This is a genomic window from Paenibacillus sp. MDV22-iso6 (genome assembly GCF_058408365.1).
This window is the reverse complement of sequence record NZ_JBZVDZ010000007.1, coordinates 77,993-100,609: the sequence shown is the minus strand read 5'-3', so window position 1 is coordinate 100,609 and position 22,617 is coordinate 77,993. Positions and strand designations below refer to the sequence as shown.

Below are 22,617 nucleotides of genomic sequence, written 5' to 3'. Positions count from 1 at the left end.
ATCGTTCCTCCTATATAACTGTAGCTGCGATATTATTGCCGGATTTGTCCATTGCCAGTGATACGGTATTTGGTTGACGTTAATGCAGGCAGACCCATCGGTCCACGAGCATGCAGCTTCTGGGTACTGATCCCAATTTCGGCTCCATAACCGAACTCAAATCCGTCTGTGAAACGTGTGGAAGCATTATGGTATACAGCAGCTGCATCTATATCATGTAAAAAACGTTCTGCATTACTCGTATCCTTGGTGACGATACACTCCGAATGCTTTGTGCCATAACGTGCAATATGCTCCATCGCTTCATCCAGGTTCTGAACTACACGAATATTTAAAATATAATCATTGTACTCTGTCGCAAAATCTTCTTCCGTCACAGGAAGGGCAGAGGGAACGAGACGGCGAACCGTGTCACAACCCTTCAACAGGACATTCGCTTCACGGAGTTGTTCAGCCATAGCCGGCAGATGCTCCTCCGCGTATACAGCGTGCAGCAACAAGGTTTCCATGGAGTTGCATACCGATGGACGCTGTGCCTTGGCATTAACTGCAATCTCCACAGCCATAACCGGATCGGCAGATTCATCCACATAGGTATGGCAGATACCTGCGCCGGTTTCGATCACAGGCACTGTTGCATTGGCGACCACATTGCGGATTAGTGAGGCTCCGCCGCGTGGGATGATGACATCGAGCAGTCCATTTAACTTGAGCATTTCGTCCACGGAAGAGCGGTCTGCATCCTCCACAAGCTGCAAGGCGTCGGCGGGCATGTCTGTTGTTGCCAGTGCCTGATGGAGTACCTCCACAATTTTGCGGTTGGAGGAGAGGGCCGAGGAGCCACCTCGCAGCAGTACAGCGTTGCCTGTTTTGAGGCATAGTCCGGCGGCATCTACTGTAACATTTGGACGTGCCTCGTAGATGATGCCGATCAGACCGATGGGCACTCTCAATTTTTCAACATGCAATCCGTTTGGACGAGTGAACGTCTCCAGCACTTCGCCGACAGGGTCCTGCAATTCCACGATCTGACGCAGTCCTTCAGCGATACCAGAGATACGCTCTTTATTCAAAGCGAGGCGATCCAGCATCGATTCTGGCGTACCTTGCTGTCTGCCACGTTCCAGATCGTCAGCGTTTGCTACTATAATGGAATCCGATTGGGCAATCAATGCGTCCGCCATGACCAGCAGGGCGTTATTTTTTTGTTCTGTGCTCAGTCGATTCAGCTGCGGAACCACGGCTTGGGCCTTACTCGCTTTTTCCCTGACTTCACTCATCATAAATTCCTCCCATATATAAAGTGGAAACAAAAGATTATTTAATGGCTATATCATATGATCCTGAGCAGTACACTCGGTAGGATTAGAGGTTTTCTATTTTAACGTAATCCACTCGTCCCGATGAATAACCTCAAGTCGATGGATGCTGTTCAGCTGCTTCATCACTTCACCACTTGGCAGTCCTGCGATGAGCCGTAGCTGGTCATCATCATAATTGACGATACCACGACCGAGCAAGGTTTCATCCATACCCAGTACCTCTACAACATCTCCGGCATGGAAGGTACCCAGCACACGTTTGACACCTACAGGCAGGAGACTATGACCACCATGGACGAGTGCTTCTTCGGCACCATTATCCACAACGACGGTACCGAGCGGAGTAGACATGAAGCCAAGCCATTGCTTTTTACGAGAGAGAGCGGCAAGGCGAGTCTCGAAATACGTTCCTTTTCCGGTTCCATCAACCGCTTTTTGCATATCTCCAGGTTCCTTCACACTTCCCACAAAGACAGGCACGCCTCCACGCGTTGCCACTTTGGCTGCATCTACCTTGGATCGCATGCCGCCTGTACCTACGGATGATCCAGAACCGCCAGCATAGGCGTAGATTTCTGCCGTAATTTCGGGGATACGGTCATAACGAAACGCAGACGGATCTTTTCGTGGATCGGCCGTGTACAGACCGTTGGTATCTGTAAGAATGACCAGATGCTGTGCCTTGACCAGATTCGCTACCAGAGCTGACAGGAGATCGTTATCTCCGAACTTTAATTCATCGACAGATACGGTATCATTCTCGTTAAAGATCGGAATGACGCGCTGTTTGAGCAGTTCTTCTACCGTCATGCCCGCATTGCCCATACGTTTCCGGCTGTGAAAGTCGGTACGGGTGAGCAGAATTTGTGCTGTAGTAACGCGGTGCGCTGCAAAAGCCTGTTGATATGCCTGCATCAACAAAGCTTGCCCAACAGCCGCTGCAGCTTGTTTTTCATGCAACTGCTTGGGACGCTGAGGGTAACCGATCTCCCGGAATCCGGCAGCTACCGCTCCCGAAGTGACCAGAAGAATCTCATGGCCCTGTTCGGCCAAGGCAGCAATTTCTCCGGCAAAAAAAGTAATGGCACTCCGATCAAGCCCGCCTTCTTCCGTAGTAAGCGAACTACTTCCGATCTTAACTACAATACGTGAGGTCATGTTTTCACTTCCTTAAACAATATTAATGATTGACCCTGGAGCAGGCCGTTGGGTACAAAAAAAACTCCCGCCCTTTTAGTTAAAAAGGACGAAAGTTCGTTACTTCCGCGGTACCACCTTTATTGATGATTGGATCATCCGGCTTCATGCCCTGTAACAGAAGGCACTGTCCTGTGCATCACAGGCCGCTCAGGGGTAGGTTTCGGAGAGAAGCCGCGGTAAATTCTTGCAGCCCGATGGAATTTACTCTCTGGGCGCGGCTGATCCTCTCGTACTGGTCCCGTCATCACGTTTCGTTCAATATTTCCTTATAACATACCATGGAAACTTGGCAGATGCAAAGGGGTTATACACCTGTAAATTACTTGAATAAATTCAACTTGCCAATCCGCTCCGCTGCTTCCCTTAATCGATCTTCATCACTTAGCAGTCCTGCGCGCACATAGCCCTCACCATGTGAACCAAAACCAATACCCGGTGCTACCGCGACTTTTGCTTCACGCAGTAACACGTCGGCAAATGAAGCAGAAGTAAAGCCCGCAGGTACAGGCAGCCAGCTAAAGAAGGAACCTCCCGGTTTAGGGGCCTGCCAGCCGATAGATGAGAGTGCATTATAGAAAGAATCGCGACGTGATTCATAACGTGCAACCAGTGAAGTGACACATTCCTGGGAAGATGTCAGTGCAGCAGCAGCAGCGGCCTGGATGCCTCCGAAGAGACTCACGTAGATATGATCCTGCAGCAGATTGATTTTGGAGATGATCTCCGCATTGCCCAGAGCAAATCCGACGCGCCAACCCGCCATATTGTAGGTTTTGGATAACGTGTAGAACTCAATGCCCACTTCTTTGGCACCTGGTGCCTGCAAAAAGCTTACTGGACGATGTCCATCGAATCCAATTGCACCATAGGCGAAGTCACTGGCTACGACGATTTTATTTTGAATGGCGAACTCTACCGTATCTTCATAGAAGGAAAGCGGGGCGGTTGCCGATGTTGGATTGTTGGGATAGTTCAGGAACATCAGCTTGGCCATTTCCCGATCCTCGGTAGAGATTGCTTCATAATCAGGTAGGAATGCATTGGACTCTAGCAGTGGCATAAAAGACATGTGCGCTTTCGCCAGTGCCACACCGGACCAATAATCCGGATAACCTGGATCAGGTACGAGACATACGTCGCCAGGATTGAGCAATACTTGAGGCAACTGGACCAAGCCCGTTTTTCCACCAAATAAAATCGCAACTTCCGTTTCGGGATCCAGGTCCACGTTATAATCTTCCTTGTAACGCTTCGCAACGGCTTCCTTCAGGAAAGCATGCCCGCTAAAAGGCGAATATTTGTGATAGAGCGGGTTCTCCGCCGACTCCTGCAATGTTTTAACAATGTGGGGTGGTGTAGGTGTATCCGGGTTACCCTGACCCAGGTTAATCACGTCGTGACCACTTGCGATTTCGTGGTTTACATTTTGAACAAGAGTAGCAAAAAATTGTGTAGGAAGCTGTGTCATTACATCGGATGTAGGTATGGTAAAGGCTGAACGACCCGATGCTTTAGGCTGATTAGTCATGCTATACATCACTCCGGTTATTAAAGATGGCAATATAGTACTCATTAATTTATCACGTCAATCCCGAGCTGTATAGGGGGAAAACACTTCATGAATACTTGAATGGAGCCAATATTTGAGTTTTTGTACAAAACTGAAATGAGAGATTTCGTTTTGTCCATTGAGATTAGGGGAAAGCCTGTTTTATGATAATACTCGATAATGATAATCAATATCATTGATAAATATGAACGAAGCACTTATTAGGGGGAGAAATAGAAATGAAAAAGGGTATACGAAATACGGCAGTATTATTGACGGTTACATGGTTGTCCATTCTTCTGCTGGCTTGCGGAAATCAGGCTTCAACTCCATCTGCCGGAACGGATGATTCCAAAACGGCCAATGAAACACAGACAGATGGGGATCAGTCCAAGCAGGAACAGACGGCATCCACGGATAACAGTGAGGGTGAAACCCGGATGTTCAAGGACTGGACAGGCCATGAAGTTGAGGTTCCGGTTACGCCAAAACGTGTGATTTATCATGGTGAAGTTACAGGGGATTTGCTAGCGCTGGGCGTTGTACCTGTAGGTATTCTTCGTCAGGATGGAACGGTATATGATGATCAGGTAGCCCAAGCGGAAGATGTGGGTTTCCCGATGAGTGTTGAAAAGGCGCTTACCTTGAATCCTGATCTGATCATTTTCTCAAATAGTGATCAGGCACAATATGATCAAATCTCGAAGGTTGCGCCAACGGTTACCTTTGATTCATTTGCTTCACTGGACGACCGCATGCGTACTCTTGGCGATCTGTTGAACAAAAAGCCGGAAGCGGAAGCTTGGATCACGGCCCATCAAAAAGCAACGGAAGAGATGTGGAAGCAGCTTCATGAGAATGGACTGAAAGAAGGGGAAACGGCATCGGTATTCACCATGTATCCTGGTAATCGACTGTTTGTAATGGCCGGAGCAGGATTGCCACAGTTGTTATATGGAGCCGATGGCATGAAGCCAACCGCGGAAATTCAGAAAGTATTAGATGAAGGAATGGGCTTTGCAGAGATTTCTACTGAAAAGCTGCCCGAAATAGCGGGTGATCGCGTATTTATACTGAATCCAGTAACGGATGATGCGAAGCAGTCCACCAAAGAATTGCTGGATAGCCCAATCTGGAAGAACTTGCCCGCTGTAAAAGAAGGAAAAGTATATCGCTTTGATCTGGTTAAGGCTTCAAGTGATGCAACTTCAAGAGAATGGCTGTTGAAAGAATTACCGAAACAGATGATTAAATAGTCGTTTATGGATTGATAGATCATAATATTTTACTGGAACAAGAACGAAAATGCCGACTAAAAAAGAGCCTTCAACATTTCGTTGAAAGCTCTTTTTTTTGCTGATTACAGCCAGATCTGGATTAATGACAAAAGCTCGCTTATAATCAGTTCATACAGATTTAATGATAATCATTCTCATTTTAAAGAACGAGGTGAACCACCATGCAGGCTTTGAATGCCGATGCGAGAGGGTTGTATTTTTCAGCATTCATGTTTCGGCTGGATCATCTGGAACAACGAATTGAACAACCAGAACAGGTGATGCTGGAAGTGGCATGCGATAAACATACATTTTTGATCTGCGAAGAAGGGGAAGGTCGCTTATACATAGGATATGAACAGTTTCCTTTTACCACCGGATGTGTTTACCCGCTTTCTCCGGGCGAGGGGTACCAAATTGAACATGGAAACCGAATGGAATTAAAATATATGGTGATATCATTTGATGTTATTCATGTATTGACAGGAGATCCGGAACAGTATACGCGCCCTGTATTCGAACATAGAAATCAATTGAACGGCTATCCTTATGCCCCGTTAAGTGGACTGTTGGAGCAATTGTATGCCATTCGTGATTATCAAACAGATGCCGAATATATCCATTTGAATGCACAGTTTCAGAGATGGATGGAGATGATCATCACCCGGTACACTTCTCCAAAAACGGAGCAGAGCATGGAATCCAGACTACACAGCACGATTCAGTATGTAGAAGACCATTACGCTGAAGAAATCACAGTAACGAAACTGGCACGTCTTGCGGCTATCCGACCCGTGCAATATACAACCTTGTTCAGACAATTAACCGGCCACAAGCCGCTTGATTATGTGAACCATGTACGAATTAAACATGCTAAGGATTGGCTGCGCAAATCCGATGAACCGCTTCGGGATATAGCAACCCGGGTGGGCTTTAAGGACGAGTATTATTTTAGCAGGCGTTTTCGTCAAATGACCGGATTATCGCCTCGTCAATATGACCGATCTATTCAGCAACAAACACTGGTTCAGGATTGGTTGGGTCATGATGTGAATATTCCGGCACGACCGGAGCGAATTATGTTTTATGGTGATTCCGGTGGAGATCTGCGAGTGCTGGGTATTGGTCTGTTAGGAGATCAGGCATATGATGCGGTTGCCCCGGTTAATGTGGAAGAGGCAGTCCGGATGAGACCAGACCTGATCATTTTCGATAGCACTAACGAACAGCAATATGAGCAATTTTCCCGAATTGCACCCACACTGGCATACAACTCTCACGCAACGCTGGAAGATCGGATTTGCAGGGTGGGAAGCTGGTTTGGCAAGCAATCAGAGGCTGGACAATGGCTCTCCTCCTATCAGCAACGTATGGAAAAGATGTGGATGAAGATTCATGCTTCAATTGAACCGGGGGAAACGGCGTCCGTATTCACGTATCATCGGGGTGCACGATTGTTTGTCATGGGTAATATTGGTCTGGCCTCGCTCTTGTATCATCCGATGGGGTTCAGACCCGTTACGAAAGTGAAGGAGGCGCTTGCCGCGGGCAGAGCGTATAAGGAAATTTCGTCAGAAGCGATTCGTCAGTATGCCGGTGATCATATATTTGTCTTGCTTCCTGAAGAGGTTATTGCAAGGCAGGCCACAGAGAAGTTGATGCAGAGTCCAAGCTGGCTGGCACTTCCAGCCGTGCAGAAGGGGCAAGTGTACGGAGTAGAGGAGACAACATGGAATTTGGGCGATGCGCTGACGAGCAACCGTTTGTTAACATTGCTGCCCGAGTTATTATGTAGGAGTTCAGAACGAAAACAGGTTGCAGATGTTTGAATGATCAAGCTATGATTACAGGTATTACGGTTCAGAGGAGTGCTGGTTATGACAGAACAACAACAAGGGGAAATGCGTGTGGCCCTGATTCAGGGCGATATTCAGCTCGGAGACCCTGAGGCCAACCATAAACATATGCAGTCTTTGCTCGAACGAGCGCTAGAACAGGTTCCCGACCTGGGATTGGCTGTGCTGCCCGAGATGTGGAATACGGGCTATGCTTTGAAACAAATTCATGAGCTTGCTGACCCGGAGGGCCAGAAATCAAGAGAGTGGCTCGCGGCTTTTGCCCAAAAACATCGAATCTCCATCGTTGGCGGTTCCATTGCGGAGAAACGTAATGGCCAAATTTACAATACAATGTACGCCTATAACAGTGAAGGAAATCAGGTGACACGTTACGATAAATTGCATTTATTCCGTCTGATGGATGAAGAGAAGTATTTGCAGCCTGGTGCAGAACCGGAAATATTCGAATTGGAAAATGGCCTCACCGCTGGAGCTTCGATCTGCTACGATATCCGTTTCCCTGAGCTTGCTCGAACCCTTGCCTTGAACGGAGCCAAAGCATTAATTGTCCCCGCTGAATGGCCGAACCCGCGCTTGCATCATTGGCGCACACTGCTTACAGCAAGGGCCATCGAAAATCAGATGTACGTTATTGCCTGCAATCGTGTAGGGAAAAGCGGAGACACCGAATTTTTCGGGCATTCCCTCATTATTGATCCTTGGGGTGAAATTGTGGCTGAAGGTGGAGAAGGAGAAGAGATCGTGACCGGAGTTATCCGTCCTTCGCTTGTGGATGAGGTTCGTGGCCGTATCCCGGTATTCGAAGACCGTAGACCTGGCATTTATTTTGGCAGCAAATAAAAATCTGCAATTTTCCAATAAAGTGTTTATTCATCCGGGAGGCGGGTAATGATAACTATCCCGTCACCAAGGAGGATGATCAATCAATGGACAACCATGTGAAAGATACGCTCAGGAGACTGGAACAGGAAAACACTAGGGTAGATCACTTGAGGCCATTCTTAGAGAATGGGGCAGGAGGGCTATCACCACCTGAACAATCTGTTCAGGACGAAGGCCGCCTTGTGAATCAACAGAACAGGCTGACAAGTGAACGTAATTTGCGAAAATAAACCGCCAAACTTGAAATTCTCATATGTACGTTTTTACGTTAACAATTCAATGATGATATCAGCAACATTGTACTGTAACGATGATGTACTGCTAATACCATGTAAGAACTTTATCCTGCGGATGCGGGAGACGAGTATAGAACAAAGGCTTGGCCCTTATGGGTCAAGCCTTTGTTTATTTTGTTGCCATGTATGGCGGGCCAATTCGCTGACCGTCCAATTATTCTCCTTGAGAGAGCTCGGCAACGGTTTGTTGAAACGTATGGATGAATGCCTCCGCGGCTTTGGAGAGAACCCGTCCTTGGCGGTATGCAACTACAAGGGTACGACTGGGGGTTGGCTCAGCTAGCGGTACATAAACAGGAACAAATTCACTGCGGGGCGCGCGGGCAATGAAGCGCGGAACCAATGTAATCCCCATACCTGTAGCCACCAGTGACTGCACCGTCTCAATGTTTGTACTCTCAAACACCACGTTGGGATCAAACCCGGCTTCCTCACACAGATCAAATGTAAGTTTACGGAAGCCTTGTCCTTTCTTCAGCACAACAAAAGGTTCATCGCGAAGCTCTTCCATCCGTACTGGAACCGGATGCTCTGGATCTCCTCTGCGTGCCAGAGGGTGATTTGGGGGAACAGCCAGATCAATTCGCTCTTCACCTATCGTTACATAAGATAGACTTGGCTCCTGCAATGGGAGGGAGAGCAGGCTTAAGTCAGCCTTGCCACTGGCCGTCAACTTTTCAAGCGTCAGCCCGGAGTCTTCCAGCAAGGTTACTTCAATCTCGGGATAGGCCTGTTGAAAAGCGGGAAGCACATGCGGAAGCAGGTGGGAGCCAGTGATCGGCATGCTGCCTACAACGACTTTACCTTTACGCAGCTGGGAAATGTCCGACATTTCCTGTCTGAGCAGCTCGACTGCATCAATAATTTTCTGAGCCTTCTCTACAAAAGTCACCCCTGCATGGGTCAGTTCCACGGTGCTGGTATTACGCTGGAATAACAGTACGCCGAGTTCCTTTTCAAGTTTGGATAGCTGCTGACTTAAAGAAGGCTGGGCGATGTGCAGTTTCTCGGCTGCTCGGGAGAAGTTCCGCTCTGCCGCAATTTGAAGCGTATATTGAAGTTGTCTGAATTCCATATGCACACGTCATTCCTTTCGTTATGCCATCATTATATCACTACATATAAGAAATGATTAGTTTAACTGAAACGCTTAAACTGCTTAAAAGAGTTAATACAACACAGGCAAAACTATAACAAAAAGAAACTCCCCCAAGGGGGTGAAAAGCGTGAAGTCCAATTCTGCAACGAGCATTAAAAAACTATTGGGAATCCATTGGACTCAAGATCGTATTTATCTGAGTGATTTAAGTCAATTTGATAAGCAAAAGGCTCCGAAATCCATTCATTAATTTTTTCTTAGCAGTAAATCTTAACTTATGAAGACGTTAACGGATGTAAATTCATCTGGCTAACGTCTTTTTTATTGAACAGTCAGGAATAAATACTTGCACTTACTTAAGGTTTACTTATGATAACTTGCGAAAATTAAAAATAAAACTTATACTTACTTAAAAGGAGGTGCGTGTATTGTGTATCAAGAGGAAAGATTGTTAAAAATACTCGAATACTTGAAACATCACCAATCGATGAGTGTTACAGATATATGTACGCTGTTTGAAGTATCAAGGGATACTGCACGAAGGGATATTGTTAGATTAGTACAAGAAGGCGTTGTGATTCGAACTCATGGGGGGCTATCGTTACCTGAGTTACAGAAAGAAATGCTGTCTTATCAGGATCGTTTGATTGATGAATCCGAGAGTAAGAAAAAAATAGGGGAGTTTGGGGCAAAACTTATCCAAGACCATGAGACTGTGATTTTAGACGTATCAACCACGGTGCAATTTGTAGCGGAACAAATTAGCGCAAAAAATTGCACGGTGGTCACGCACTCGATTGATAACGTAGGGATCTTGTCCAATCGAGAGGATCTTCAAATCTATATTCTCGGTGGTTACTTGAATGTAAAGCACCGCTTTTTATATGGTTCTTCCATTATCGATAAACTAAGTGAAATTCGTGCTGATAAAGCCTTCATTGGAGCATCGGCGATCCGGTCTGATGGACTTTATTATCCATATGAAGAAGATGCCCGGGTAAAGAAAGAAATGGCCAGAAGATCTGATCAGGTTATCGTAGTAGCTGATCATACAAAATTTATTGGCAAATCTATTCATCGGCTGGACTTTGATTTCGTTGACATTTTAGTCACAAATCAGGAACTCCCGAGTGAGATCAGAGAAGTTCTGGATCAGAAGAACATCACTGTTATTGAGTGTCAGGAAGAAAATGAAGAGGTTCGAAAGCAAGACTGATAACCATCGGGAAGAGGAGGATTTTTATGGATTATATTTTGCATAATGTACAAATGGCACTTCGCAACCGTATCGTTCCATCAGCCAATGTGTGGATTTCTGAAGGGAAAATCATGAGGGTAGACACAGGTGATCTTCCTACGCTAGAAGGGGAGTATGAACGGATTGATGGGAGAGGACATTTGCTAGTACCTGGGATGATAGATGTTCATATCCACGGTGCCAATGGCTTTGATATGATGGACGGTACTGAAGAGAGTATTCAAGAAGTTTCACGCCAATGTGCTTTAACGGGGTGTACCTCATTTCTGGCTACATCTGTTAGTTCTACGATGGAGGATCTTCTGGAAATGATTCGTAGTGTCAAGCGTGTAATAGGACAAGAAGTGGGAGCAAAGATCGCAGGGATTCACTTAGAGGGACCGTATCTGAACCCGAAGCGAAAAGGAATGCAGAATGAAAAGTATTTGCGGCATCCCAACATAGAAGAAATGAAGATCATTTTCCAGGAAGCAGGGTCACTCATTAAGATGGTTACTATTGCTCCCGAGCTGCCGGGAGGAATGGACTTGATTTCCTTTTTGAAAGAACAGGGAGTAGTTATAGCGATCGCTCATTCGGATGCCACATATGAGGAAGCCAAACAAGCCTTTGCATCAGGTGCGAGTCATGTGACGCATTGTTTTAATGGCATGCGGCCGATCCATCATCGAGATCCGGGTCTAATCGTGGCTGCTTTTGAAGAGAAACATGTAAGTCTTCAAGCTATTGTGGATAATGTCCATCTGCATCCTGCTATTATTCGACTGATTCATAACCTGAAAGGACCGGAAGGAATGGTCTTGATCACAGATGCTTTACAAGCAATGGGTATGGGCGATGGGAATTATCTATTTGGAGGCCATCATGTCACGGTTTCGGGTGGCATTGCAAGACTAGAGGATGGAACACTGGCCTCCAGTACAGTTACCATGAATGAAGCCTTACGTTATACTGTCGAAACCGGAATTCCCTTGATAGATGCCGTACAGATGGCTTCAACTACGCCGGCCAATATTCTTGGATTTCAACAAAAGGGGGAAATTTCCTCTGGTTTCGATGCCGACCTGGTCCTATTGGATGATGAATTTCAGGTTCTCTGGACGATGGTGGGCGGTCAAATTCTATAAATCACTAGTATTTGCGATTCCACAGAGAAAGCCCATTAGATAAGTCTAGTGGGCTTTACATAAATAAACCCAAGAACCCCTTTTTTATAAGGGGTTCTTGGGTTGGGAAAAGAAATTTCGACTTGAATTGGGATGAGGAAAGTGAGTGATTGTAATGGATGGATCCGCTAACGTATTGCCTTACAGAATCCATTGCCGATTTTGAAGAATTGGGCATTTTATTTTCTTTAATGATTGGTATTTCAGTGATTTTGCTATTAAGATTTAAATTGTTTGCGGAAGCAGAGTGGCGAGATGCCCATCACTAATTTGAAGGTTCTTCCAAAATGGGAAGTGTTATCAAACCCAACCATTCCCGCAATTTCAGTAACATTAAAAGAAGAGCCCACCAGCAAATCACGAGCTTCTTTAATACGGATGTTATTGATATATTCAATGAAGCTGAACCCGGTGGATTCTTTAAAAGTTCGGCAAAGGTAGGAAGAGCTTATGTCGAATTGCCGTGAAATCTCACAGAGCTTAAGCGGTTCCATATAATGTTGATTTACATGATTAACGATGTCTAGGACTTTCTTGTGTGTACGATTGGATTCCACCAATGGAGCGACAAGGCTGTCAAATAGTTTGCGGTTAAGATAGAGGAGCAACTCTACCAATAATATTTGTTGGTATTGTTCATACCCGCGGGCTTGCTTTTTCCCTTCCTGGATCATCTTCTGAAAAAGCTGTTCGATGAAATGCTGATCCTTTCCGGTCATCTTCAAAGCACGGTAATCACTTTTGAACAATTCGAGCAGATCCTCACATTGACCGCGGGTGCAGAATTGCTGCAGGAATTCTTTCTTAAAAAGCAGTGTAACTCGTTCATACATATTGCAGCCGGAATTAACCAGTTTGTGCCTTTCGTGAATATCCATAAATAGCAGTGTTCCGCCCGCAACCTGGTAGGTTCTATCGCCTATATAATAATAAAAATCCCCGGATATTAAATACAGAATCTCATAAGCATCATGATAGTGTCTTGAAGGCATGCTGGTGTATGCCTGTTTCTTGCGGCTGACATCAAAAAGAGCAGACTCATAAAATACCGGCTTCATTCAGCACCTCCTAAGAGGATTGTAGACTTGATCTAAGGTTCATAGCAATATATGTATGAAAATTTAATAATTACAAGAAAATACGTGCTGTATAGTTAATTTTTCTGAGATAAGCTTGAGTGGAATTTATTAATCGTTAAAAAAGGAGGGGGGCGGATAGGTTTGGGGATAGGGTTCCTATTTCTAAAAGTTAAAGCGCTTATACTATTTAATTAAGGGAGAGATTGCGGTGCTTAATTCAACGAACAGTAAGGTTTTCAAGAAGATGAAATTTTCATTGATGCTCCTGCTCAGTTTTTCAATGATTTTTTCTTATGGCTCTCTGTCCAATACGTCTCAACAGAAAAGTTATGCGGCAGGGAACCCTAATTCTAATTTCTCCCCTGCAACACTTCAATTCTTACGTACCAACACAGGTCTGGATGGTGAGCAGTGGAACAATATTATGATGCTTGTCAACAAACCGGAGCAGGACGATCTGAACTGGACCAATTTTTACGGATATTGTGAAGATATTGATGATAACCGCGGATATACGATTGGAATATTCGGTGCGACTACAGGCGGCTCAAATGATACCGGTCCCGACGGTCCGGATCTGTTCAAGGAATATGACGCTGCCAAAGGCGCGAGTAATCCTTCGGTTAAGGGAGCATTGGCCCGGATCGGTGTCAAGGGTTCGATGAAAGGGAAGATCCTCGAAATCAATGAAAGCGAAAAGAGTTTCTGCAAAAAAATCGGCAATTTGCAAAATGATCCCGAGTGGAGAGAGGCTATGTGGAAAACGTTCTACAATGTTTATATTAAGTACAGTGTGGATCAGGCCCGCAAACGCGGCTTTAACTCGGCATTAACGATTGGTTCCTTCGTGGACGCAGCGCTGAACCATGGAGCGACCGGCGGTTCTGAGACCCTTCAAGGGCTTTTGGGTAAATCAGGAGGCAGCACGGATGAGAAGACTTTCATGACTACATTCTATAAAGAACGGACCAAGATTGTGGATACGAATGACTACAACTCTCCGCCTAACGGAAAGAATCGTGTGAAGCAGTGGAGCAATTTGCTGAACATGGGAGAAACAGACCTGAAGGGCGCAGATTCGGCAGTACTTCAAGTTACCAACTGGAAACTCCAATAATATGAGGGAGATGAGGCGAATGGACAACAACCAATCTTATCTCAAGAACAGATTCTCCAAGGTAATTAGTCTATTGGTTATAGGTTTGCTGCTTGCCATGGAGCTGACCGGTTTTGTCTCAGCAGGAAGGGAAGAAAATGAGGAAGATCTTGCAAGTGAAGCAACTGCAGTTGAGGAAACGATTGCCCAGTGGATTTTTAAAGACAAAGGTGAGAACGGAGTATTTCCGGCTACCGACGGGATATATCAAACAGCTTCATCCATTCGTGATGTAGGAACAAATACGGATGCATACACCTATGAGTCAGGTGAGAACAGCGTACGCAACCAGGGCTGGCATGAAGGAACGGGCATTAAGTACTGGCTTGCCACGGTTTCGACCAAAGGCTTCGAAGGTATCGACCTCTCTTCACAGCAAACATCTTCAAGTACAGGACCTAGGGATTTTAAGGTGCAATACAGTACGAATCAGCAGCAATGGACTGATGTTTCGGGCGGCAAAATGGTTCTTGCCCAGAACAATTTTAATTGTTCCAATAATTCCTGCAAATTAACGAACCTCGCATTGCCTGCGGAAACAAACAATCAAGATGTACTCTATATCCGCTGGGTGGTAAACTCTGCGAAAAGCGTAAGCGGGGAAACGGTGTCCAGCTCAGGTTCAAGCAGAATCAAAGATGTGGTAATTAAAGGAACACGCATCAGCGGCGAACCAGGGAACACTCCCACACTTGAGGTAAATAAAACTCCCGCTTCAGGGGCTTCAGATGTTTCCCTTAACGCAGAGATTACAGTGAAGTTTAATAAAGCCATTAGTCTCGTTAGTGGTCATCAAGTTGTAATCACAGAAAATAATGTCCCTCTTACCAACATCTCTGCCTCGCCCCTCGGTCAAGACACGGTTAAAGTCAGCCATCCTAATTTTACTGCCGGCAAAACTTACAAGGTGACCATCCCTAAAGAACTTGTTAAGGGGACTGGGGACGGCCGGACACCGGACAACGATATTACTTGGAGCTTTAAGACGAAGTCTCCGGATACCGGCAACAAAACACCAACGCTGCTGAATATGACTTTTAATGGGGACCCCAAGACAAGTATCGCTTTTGACTGGTATACGGCCGAAACCGTAAGAAGTACAGTAGTGCAAGTAGTGGAGGCCTCCAAAGCCGGAGGAAGCGAATTCCCAGAACAGCTGGCAACTTCTTATGAGGGTAGTTCAACAATTATTGAAACCTTAATGACGTTAGGAGACAGAAGTTCCAAGAAGTATAAGAAGTTCGCCAGCCACAAGGTTATTGCAACCGGTCTTAAGCCTGGAACCAAGTATATGTATCGCGCCGGTAACGGTGATGTGGACGGCTGGAGCGAGACGGGTTCTTTTACCACAGACAAGGCGGATAATCAGGATTTCCATTTCCTCTATGTAACCGACACCCAAGGCTCAAGTAAATCCAATTTCGATCTGTGGCAGGATACTTTTAAGAGAGCTATTGAGAAAACGGTAGATCCAAAGTTTGTTCTTCTTACAGGGGATCTAACGGATGACGGTGATCTGGAGCAGCTGTGGCAGTGGTTCTTGGGTGTGCCGAAAAAAGAATTTGCCAATGTACCATTTGCGCCGATAATCGGCAACCATGAGATCGAGGATTATCCGAATAATAATTTTTATAACCATTTTAATCTTCCAAAAGATGTGGGGACTGGTGCTCATGACGGGTCGGTATATGCTTTCGAATACGGCGATGCCCTGTTTATGCAAATCAATTCCCAGTACGAAGGGGAGGTCAAGCCGTACAAAGCGGATATTCAGTTCACGAAGCAATTGGAATGGATGCGGAATCAGGTGGCAAAGACCGACAAGAAGTGGAAATTCGTCTCTATGCATAAGGGAGCTTATTCTTCAGGAGATAATGCTTCGGCAGAAAGCGAACGTGTAGAATTTTACCGGAAATATCTGATTCCTGTATTTGATGAACTGGGTGTGGATATGGTGTTTGAGGGACATGACCATATGTATATGAGATCTTTTCAAATGCTGAACAACGTTCCGATTAAGAATGTCATTACCGATGAGCATGGAAATGTGCTGAATCCCAAAGGGACCGTGTATCTAATGGGGAACTCGGCCGCTTCGAAATTCTATGCTCTTAATCCAGACGCAGACACGTTTTTTGCAGCAAAAAACGATCAGCCCAATAAGAAAATGTTCCTGGATGTTTCCATTACAAGCGACGTGCTGAAAGTTACATCCTACACAGCAGTTAAAGATAAACCTCTTGCCGTCTATGATGCTTACAGTATTAAACGGACGGACGGCAAACCAGGCATAGTCAAAAATCCAAGCGCAGTACGACAGTCAGCGAACCGTGCAGTTCTTTCGTGGAAAGCGCCAGCAACTAGCTCTGAGCCGGTGCGAGGTTACCGGATTTACGAGAAGAATGATAAAGTCAGCACGAATTGGAGCTTGTATGTGCCGGCGGTCAGCGGTCAGACAAGTTACAGCTATACTTTAAACGGCATAGATTCTGCCAAAGCCTACAATTTCGTTATTAAAGCAGTGGGGACAAGAAGTAATTCACTTCCAGCAGAGGCAGGAATGCAATGAATGGATAGATGTGGGGAATACGGGAGGTAGCGATCGTACTTTTTTTCAAGACCTCAATCTGCTGATCCGTTGTCTCATTTATTTCATTCGGTTATTCATACGTCGTTTGTACTGTGTGTGGACGGGACCGTCTAGAGCTGGTGAGAATTAGTCATCGCAGCCCTGGCATCAGGGCTGCTTTTTTTCTATTTAATATAAAAAGCATTGACAGCGAAGGAGCTGGAACGTAGTATAAGATTTATATGATAATGATAATTGTTATCAATTGAAACCTCTGCATAGAGCAGTGGTTTATTTGCTTTTCCCTCATTATAGGTTAAACCTATTACATCTATAGATATTATATCTTGGAACAATGAAGGACAGGGTGATATATTTATGTCATTCAAGAGCTTCACTTTTAAAGAAACTACTGAGGCTCTTCCAAGGACCGAACTTATGATGAGGTGAAAATGATGAGTAAAAAAACGATGTTTGAGAAAATTTGGGAAAACCACGTGATTCATCAGGAAGAAGGCAAACCAAGCATTTTGTATATCGATCTGCATCTGGTGCATGAAGTAACATCCCCACAGGCGTTTGAAGGTCTGCGTCTGAGTGGTCGTAAAGTTCGTCGCCCTGAGTTGACGTTCGCAACAATGGATCACAACGTTCCAACGAAAGATCGTTTTAACATTACGGATCCAATCTCCAAACAACAAATCGACACACTTTCACAAAACTGCCGTGACTTCGGCGTAAAACTGTATGACCTGGATACCATCGATCAAGGTGTTGTACACGTTATGGGTCCTGAGCTCGGCCTGACTCATCCAGGTAAAACGATTGTATGTGGCGACAGCCACACGTCCACACACGGCGCATTTGGCGCACTCGCATTCGGGATCGGAACGAGTGAAGTAGAACATGTTATGGCAACCCAATGTTTGCAGCAAGCCAAAGCCAAAACGATGGAAGTTCGTTTTGTCGGCAAACGTAACCCGGGTGTAACGGCGAAGGATATGATTCTCGCAGTCATCGCCAAATACGGTACAGACTTTGCTACTGGATATGTTATTGAATATACAGGTGAATCGATCCGTGAACTGAGCATGGAAGAGCGTATGACCGTCTGCAACATGTCCATCGAAGGTGGAGCAAGAGCGGGCATGATTGCTCCGGATGAAACAACTTTTGAATATCTGCGTGGACGTGAATACGTACCTGCCGATGGCCAATTCGATGAAGCGGTTGCTGCCTGGAAAGAGCTTGTAACCGACGAAGGTGCTGAATTCGACCATGTTGTTGAAATCGATGTGGAATCATTGATTCCGCAAGTGACTTGGGGTACTAGCCCAGGTATGGGAACCGACATTTCTTCGAAAGTTCCTGTCCCGGCTGAATTGCCAACTGAAAACGAACGTAAAGCAGCTGAAAAAGCGCTTGAATATATGGGCTTGGAACCTGGAACACCAATCTCCGAAATTCCAATTGATTATGTATTTATCGGTTCATGCACGAATGGACGGATTGAAGATTTGCGTGCTGCTGCACAGGTAGCCAAAGGTCACACCGTATCCAGTAATGTTACAGCGATCGTTGTACCAGGCTCGGGACGTGTTAAAATTCAGGCGGAAAAAGAAGGTCTGGATAAAGTGTTCACGGAGGCTGGATTTGAATGGCGTGATGCAGGATGCAGTATGTGCCTGGCAATGAACCCGGACGTATTGAAACCCGGACAACGTTGTGCTTCGACATCCAACCGTAACTTTGAAGGACGTCAGGGACGTGGAGGACGTACTCACCTCGTATCTCCTGCAATGGCGGCTGCAGCAGCGGTTAAGGGACACTTCGTTGACGTACGTGACTGGAATTTCAAAACGGAAGCAGCTATCTAACAACGAACGGATTGAAGGGAGAACGAATGATATGGAAGAATTCAAAACACTGCAAGGCATCGTTGCACCGGTAGACCGGGTCAATGTAGATACAGATGCAATCATTCCGAAACAATTTTTGAAACGGATCGAACGGACCGGATTTGGACAATTTTTGTTCTACGAATGGCGTTTTGACGAAGAGGGCAACAACAATCCTTCTTTTGAAATGAATAAACCTCGCTACGAAGGGGCATCCATTCTGATCTCACGCGCCAACTTTGGTTGTGGATCTTCTCGTGAGCACGCACCATGGGCCATTATGGACTACGGTTTCCGTTGTGTAATTGCACCATCGTATGCGGATATCTTCTATAATAACTGTTTCAAAAACGGGATCTTGCCGATCAAACTTTCCGAAGAGCAGGTTGAAGATCTGTTCCAGCGTACAGCTACACATGAAGGCTATGAGATGAATGTGAATCTGGAAAACAAAACGATTACAGATGCATACGGACTGCATATTGATTTTGATCTGGATGAGCATCGTCGCCAATTCCTGTTGCAAGGATTGGACGATATTGGTCTCACGCTTCAACATGATGACGAAATAGGGGCTTATGAACAACGCCACGCGGCAAAGCTGTTTGGACAAACGGCCTCAGTCTAATCTTTCATCTGTAATTTGTATTTCAAACCTCCAATCGTGCAGGGAACTTCACCGTTCCTTGGATCGAATTGGAGGTTTTTTTGCATTTGGCAATGATGCAATTATGTTTTCGAGTTATAGGATATTCCGACTAAATATGACAACGTTGTAACCGGATGAAGTGACAATATCTGATAAACTGATTAGTAGATTATGGAAGGGTAGATAGAGTCGAGTGTTGCATCACTGCGAATCAGGTCGAAGGTTCAAAAGACAAACAGAATGGTGGTTGATGTATGAAGAAATGGTCGGCAGCAGTCTTTGTTTTTCTGTTCCTCTGTTTATTTCCTGTCATGGCAAATGCCGATTCGTCTCCCTCGATTGTGCTGGACGGTGTGACCATTAACCAGCAGTCGGGAGCTCCAGCCGAGAATACTGGCAAAACCGTGATGGTGCCCATTCGGATCGTCTCTGAAAACCTCGGTTATCAGGTGAAATGGGAGAAAGCCACTCAGACTGTTCGTATTCTCAAAGGTAACAGCAGTATCCAGATGACGGCAGGCGAAGATGCGGCCACCGTGAATGGAAATCGGGTGAGTCTCGATTCTCCGCCTCTAATTAAACAGGGGACTACACTGGTTCCGCTACGTTTTGTCGGTGAAGGCATGGGTCTTCAGGTGGGATGGGACAATGGAACCAAGACAGTAAGCCTATCAAGTATTCCTCCTGTAGCAGGTACCGAAGGTGAAAATGACCCAGTGGAGGCTCCTGAACCAGAAGGTCTGTCTGAGCTTCAAAGTATCAGCTTCGGCGGGGACCGTCTAATCTTGGCGACGAACGGGAAAATCACACCGAAGGTTTCCAGTCTCAGCGGACCTGATCGTATCATCGTAGATCTGCCCGGCACCACATTTGCTAAGGAGTTCATCCAGGGACAGGCTTCCAATCCGGATGGCAGCGGAACTCTTCTGGTTACGGATTCATCGCTGGTTTCCAAGGTGCGATATGCAATGTTCAGCCAAACGCCTTCAACGGTGCGTGTGGTCCTTGATCTGAGTCAGGTGGCGACTGCCAAATGGTCACTGGGCGAGAACAACGTGTTGCTTGTTGACCTTGCGGCGAGTAATGGAGAACCAACAAGTCAGCCTGCTGTGCCAACCAATGATGGCAAAAAGGTTGTCATTATTGATCCAGGACATGGTGGACGACAGTCAGGGGCCGTCAGTGTGACAGGTGCCTATGAGAAGGACTTTAATTTGGCTGTGGGACTCAAAGTTCAGGCACTTCTGCAACAATATACGGAGATTCAGACGGTGATTACAAGGCAGGATGATACGGAATTATCCCTGCAGCAGCGTGTAGATATTGCCCAGCTGAATCAGGCGGATATTTTTGTGTCGATCCATGGAAACAAGTTTACAACTCCTGTTCCTAATGGAATTGAAACGTTGTACAGTCGTAAAGATAGCAAGGATTTGGCCGATGTTTTGCATAAGCATGTGTTGCAGGTTACAGGATTTAAGGATCGGGGAGTCAAAACGGCAAGTCTGCATGTAACCCGTGAAACAACGATGCCCGCAGTTCTGCTTGAACTCGGATTTCTGAGTAATCCAGCTGATGAAGCAATGATGCTGACTGAAGATTATCAGAACAAATGTGCACAGGCCATCGTAGACGGAATTGTTGAATATTTAGGTCTTTAAAGTGGGCAGTGCGCAAATATGAAGGTCAGGGTAGTCCGTTGTTTCGAGATGCATAATTGATAATTAAGGAAAAATTCATACAATAAAATGTAGAAAAAGCTTGATTTGACAACGTTTTTTTTCTGTTATGTTGGAATATATTCGCAACTTTTGAGATTACGAGGCGTCTAATAGGTGTCTGGTAATGCCTCAGTAGTCAGTCGGAGCTGAAGGTTCACAACATGCGGCAAAAAAATATGAGAATGGTAGGGGTGAAGGATGAAGAAGTTCGGTTTTTTGGTACTGTTATTTGTCTTTGGGCTCGTTTTCCCGGGCTATAGTCATGCAGCAGCAGATACGCACATTATCCTAGATGGGAAAGAAATTGTGCAGCCTACGGATGCCAAAGCGGAAATTATCAATAGCAGCGTGATGGTTCCGATTCGGGTTATTTCGGAGAGCCTGGGATATGGTGTGGACTGGAAACAGGCAACAAGCACCGTGACTATTAGCAAAGACAACACTGCCATGCAGATGATTGTTGGACAGAAGACGGCAACGGTGAACGGCAGTAACGTGAACCTGGATGCCCCGCCACTCGTGAAAAATGGAACCACACTTGTGCCTTTAAGGTTCATTGGTGAGCAAATGGGTCTTAAGGTGGGTTGGAACAATACAACGAAGACGGTAACATTAGTTACCCAGAATTCAGGTTCCGGAAACGGGACAACCACTCCTCCGAACTCTGGTAATGATGGTGGAGGATCGGATCAGGATGGTCTTGTACTGGTGAACGGCATCAGCTTCAGTGACAACCGCTTTTTGATTGCAACAAGTGGAAATACGAAGCCGAACGTCTTCACGATGACAGGACCGGATCGAATCGTTATAGACTTGCCAAATACCGCATTCGCTGACTCTTTTAGTGAAGGACAAGCTTTGGACAGCAACCAGAATGGACAGCTTGTCGTGAGTGGATATCCGGATGTGTCGAAGATTCGTTATTCCTTGTACAGCAATAGTCCTTCTACTCTTCGTTTTGTCATTGATCTGAGCAATGCCAAAGGTTATGACGTGCAAAGTGACTCCGGTCTGGTTATGATTGATCTGAACAAAGAAGGCACTACAACACCGCAACCTCCTGTTGGAAACAATGGTAAAAAAGTTGTTGTTGTAGACGCTGGACATGGTAATCAGGACCCGGGAGCCATCGGTGTAACCGGCAAGAAGGAAAAAGACTTCAATCTGGCAATGGCTCTGAAAGTGGAAGCATTGCTGAAAAAAGAATCTAACATTGACGTTGTGCTGACGCGCAGCGATGATACATTTTTGGCTTTGAGTGAACGAGTAAAGATCGCAGAAAAATTGAAGGCGGATATCTTTATTTCCATTCATGCGAACAGCGGGTCTGCAGCGGCAAACGGTGTGGAGACGTATTACACCCGTTCGAATAGCAAGGCATTGGCTACGGTGATGCACAAGTATCTCTTGCAATCATCTGGCCTGAAGGACCGCGGAGTAAAAACGGCAAGTCTCCACGTAACCCGTGAAACAACGATGCCGGCTGTTTTGCTGGAAGCCGGTTTCCTGAGCAACAAGAGCGATGAAGCCGCATTGTTCACTGAAAGTTTCCAGAACAGTGTAGCCAAAGGGATTGTTGCAGGGATCAAGGAGTATCTGGGAATTAAATAAGGGTTCAACCCTTATGATCAGGAGGC

At 45.7% G+C, this 22,617-nt stretch carries 17 protein-coding genes; 12 read left to right on the top strand and 5 right to left on the bottom strand.

What is annotated here, in order from left to right; genetic code table 11:
* Window positions 1–32 precede the first annotated feature (32 nt).
* The 3 genes from AC4PM4_RS19915 to AC4PM4_RS19905 form a co-directional block, all read right to left on the bottom strand.
* The gene (locus AC4PM4_RS19915; RefSeq protein WP_400346360.1) at window positions 33–1,280 is read right to left on the bottom strand and encodes a glutamate-5-semialdehyde dehydrogenase; all 1,248 of its coding nucleotides are present in this window, start codon (window positions 1,278–1,280) and stop codon (window positions 33–35) included.
* Between the two features lie 96 nt (window positions 1,281–1,376).
* Window positions 1,377–2,480 carry a glutamate 5-kinase gene (proB, locus tag AC4PM4_RS19910; protein ID WP_400345850.1) on the bottom strand — a complete coding sequence of 368 codons (1,104 nt, stop codon included), beginning with the start codon at window positions 2,478–2,480 and terminating at the stop codon, window positions 1,377–1,379.
* Between the two features lie 361 nt (window positions 2,481–2,841).
* Window positions 2,842–4,050 (bottom strand): pyridoxal phosphate-dependent aminotransferase, encoded by a 1,209-nt coding sequence (locus AC4PM4_RS19905; RefSeq protein ID WP_400345849.1) that lies wholly within the window; start codon window positions 4,048–4,050, stop codon window positions 2,842–2,844.
* A gap of 260 nt (window positions 4,051–4,310) precedes the next feature.
* Here AC4PM4_RS19905 and AC4PM4_RS19900 point away from each other — a divergent pair, with 260 nt between their 5' ends.
* From AC4PM4_RS19900 to AC4PM4_RS19885, 4 genes are all read left to right on the top strand, one after another.
* On the top strand, window positions 4,311–5,327 hold the full coding sequence (locus tag AC4PM4_RS19900; protein WP_064636913.1) for an ABC transporter substrate-binding protein: 1,017 nt from the start codon (window positions 4,311–4,313) through the stop codon (window positions 5,325–5,327).
* Between the two features lie 203 nt (window positions 5,328–5,530).
* The gene (locus tag AC4PM4_RS19895) at window positions 5,531–7,177 is read left to right on the top strand and encodes an ABC transporter substrate-binding protein (protein WP_090951414.1); all 1,647 of its coding nucleotides are present in this window, start codon (window positions 5,531–5,533) and stop codon (window positions 7,175–7,177) included.
* A gap of 48 nt (window positions 7,178–7,225) precedes the next feature.
* Window positions 7,226–8,047 (top strand): carbon-nitrogen family hydrolase, encoded by an 822-nt coding sequence (locus AC4PM4_RS19890; RefSeq protein ID WP_491614394.1) that lies wholly within the window; start codon window positions 7,226–7,228, stop codon window positions 8,045–8,047.
* An 86-nt stretch (window positions 8,048–8,133) separates the two neighbouring features.
* Window positions 8,134–8,319 (top strand): hypothetical protein, encoded by a 186-nt coding sequence (locus AC4PM4_RS19885; RefSeq protein ID WP_024630602.1) that lies wholly within the window; start codon window positions 8,134–8,136, stop codon window positions 8,317–8,319.
* A gap of 220 nt (window positions 8,320–8,539) precedes the next feature.
* Here AC4PM4_RS19885 and AC4PM4_RS19880 read toward each other — a convergent pair whose 3' ends face one another.
* The gene (locus tag AC4PM4_RS19880) at window positions 8,540–9,460 is read right to left on the bottom strand and encodes a LysR family transcriptional regulator (RefSeq protein ID WP_491614392.1); all 921 of its coding nucleotides are present in this window, start codon (window positions 9,458–9,460) and stop codon (window positions 8,540–8,542) included.
* A 454-nt stretch (window positions 9,461–9,914) separates the two neighbouring features.
* Between AC4PM4_RS19880 and AC4PM4_RS19875 the strand changes: the two genes are divergently transcribed.
* Together AC4PM4_RS19875 and nagA are read left to right on the top strand one after the other, a co-directional pair.
* Window positions 9,915–10,700 carry a DeoR/GlpR family DNA-binding transcription regulator gene (locus AC4PM4_RS19875; protein ID WP_491614390.1) on the top strand — a complete coding sequence of 262 codons (786 nt, stop codon included), beginning with the start codon at window positions 9,915–9,917 and terminating at the stop codon, window positions 10,698–10,700.
* A 26-nt stretch (window positions 10,701–10,726) separates the two neighbouring features.
* Entirely contained in the window at window positions 10,727–11,869 is a 1,143-nt protein-coding gene (gene nagA, locus AC4PM4_RS19870) for an N-acetylglucosamine-6-phosphate deacetylase (protein WP_072733395.1), read from the top strand.
* Window positions 11,870–12,126: 257 nt separating this feature from the next.
* Here the strand turns inward: nagA and AC4PM4_RS19865 are convergent, their stop codons facing one another.
* Entirely contained in the window at window positions 12,127–12,966 is an 840-nt protein-coding gene (locus tag AC4PM4_RS19865) for an AraC family transcriptional regulator (RefSeq protein ID WP_491614388.1), read from the bottom strand.
* A 265-nt stretch (window positions 12,967–13,231) separates the two neighbouring features.
* Here AC4PM4_RS19865 and AC4PM4_RS19860 point away from each other — a divergent pair, with 265 nt between their 5' ends.
* From AC4PM4_RS19860 to AC4PM4_RS19835, 6 genes are all read left to right on the top strand, one after another.
* On the top strand, window positions 13,232–14,104 hold the full coding sequence (locus AC4PM4_RS19860) for a chitosanase (RefSeq protein ID WP_491614387.1): 873 nt from the start codon (window positions 13,232–13,234) through the stop codon (window positions 14,102–14,104).
* 19 nt (window positions 14,105–14,123) lie between these two features.
* Entirely contained in the window at window positions 14,124–16,712 is a 2,589-nt protein-coding gene (locus AC4PM4_RS19855; RefSeq protein WP_491614386.1) for a metallophosphoesterase, read from the top strand.
* Window positions 16,713–17,167: 455 nt separating this feature from the next.
* Entirely contained in the window at window positions 17,168–18,589 is a 1,422-nt protein-coding gene (leuC, locus tag AC4PM4_RS19850) for a 3-isopropylmalate dehydratase large subunit (protein WP_063566821.1), read from the top strand.
* 31 nt (window positions 18,590–18,620) lie between these two features.
* The gene (gene leuD / locus AC4PM4_RS19845; protein WP_063566822.1) at window positions 18,621–19,238 is read left to right on the top strand and encodes a 3-isopropylmalate dehydratase small subunit; all 618 of its coding nucleotides are present in this window, start codon (window positions 18,621–18,623) and stop codon (window positions 19,236–19,238) included.
* Window positions 19,239–19,513: 275 nt separating this feature from the next.
* A complete protein-coding gene (locus AC4PM4_RS19840; protein ID WP_465117089.1) occupies window positions 19,514–20,920 on the top strand; it encodes an N-acetylmuramoyl-L-alanine amidase family protein in 1,407 nt (468 codons plus the stop codon).
* A 258-nt stretch (window positions 20,921–21,178) separates the two neighbouring features.
* Window positions 21,179–22,591 (top strand): N-acetylmuramoyl-L-alanine amidase family protein, encoded by a 1,413-nt coding sequence (locus tag AC4PM4_RS19835; protein ID WP_063566824.1) that lies wholly within the window; start codon window positions 21,179–21,181, stop codon window positions 22,589–22,591.
* Window positions 22,592–22,617: the final 26 nt, after the last annotated feature.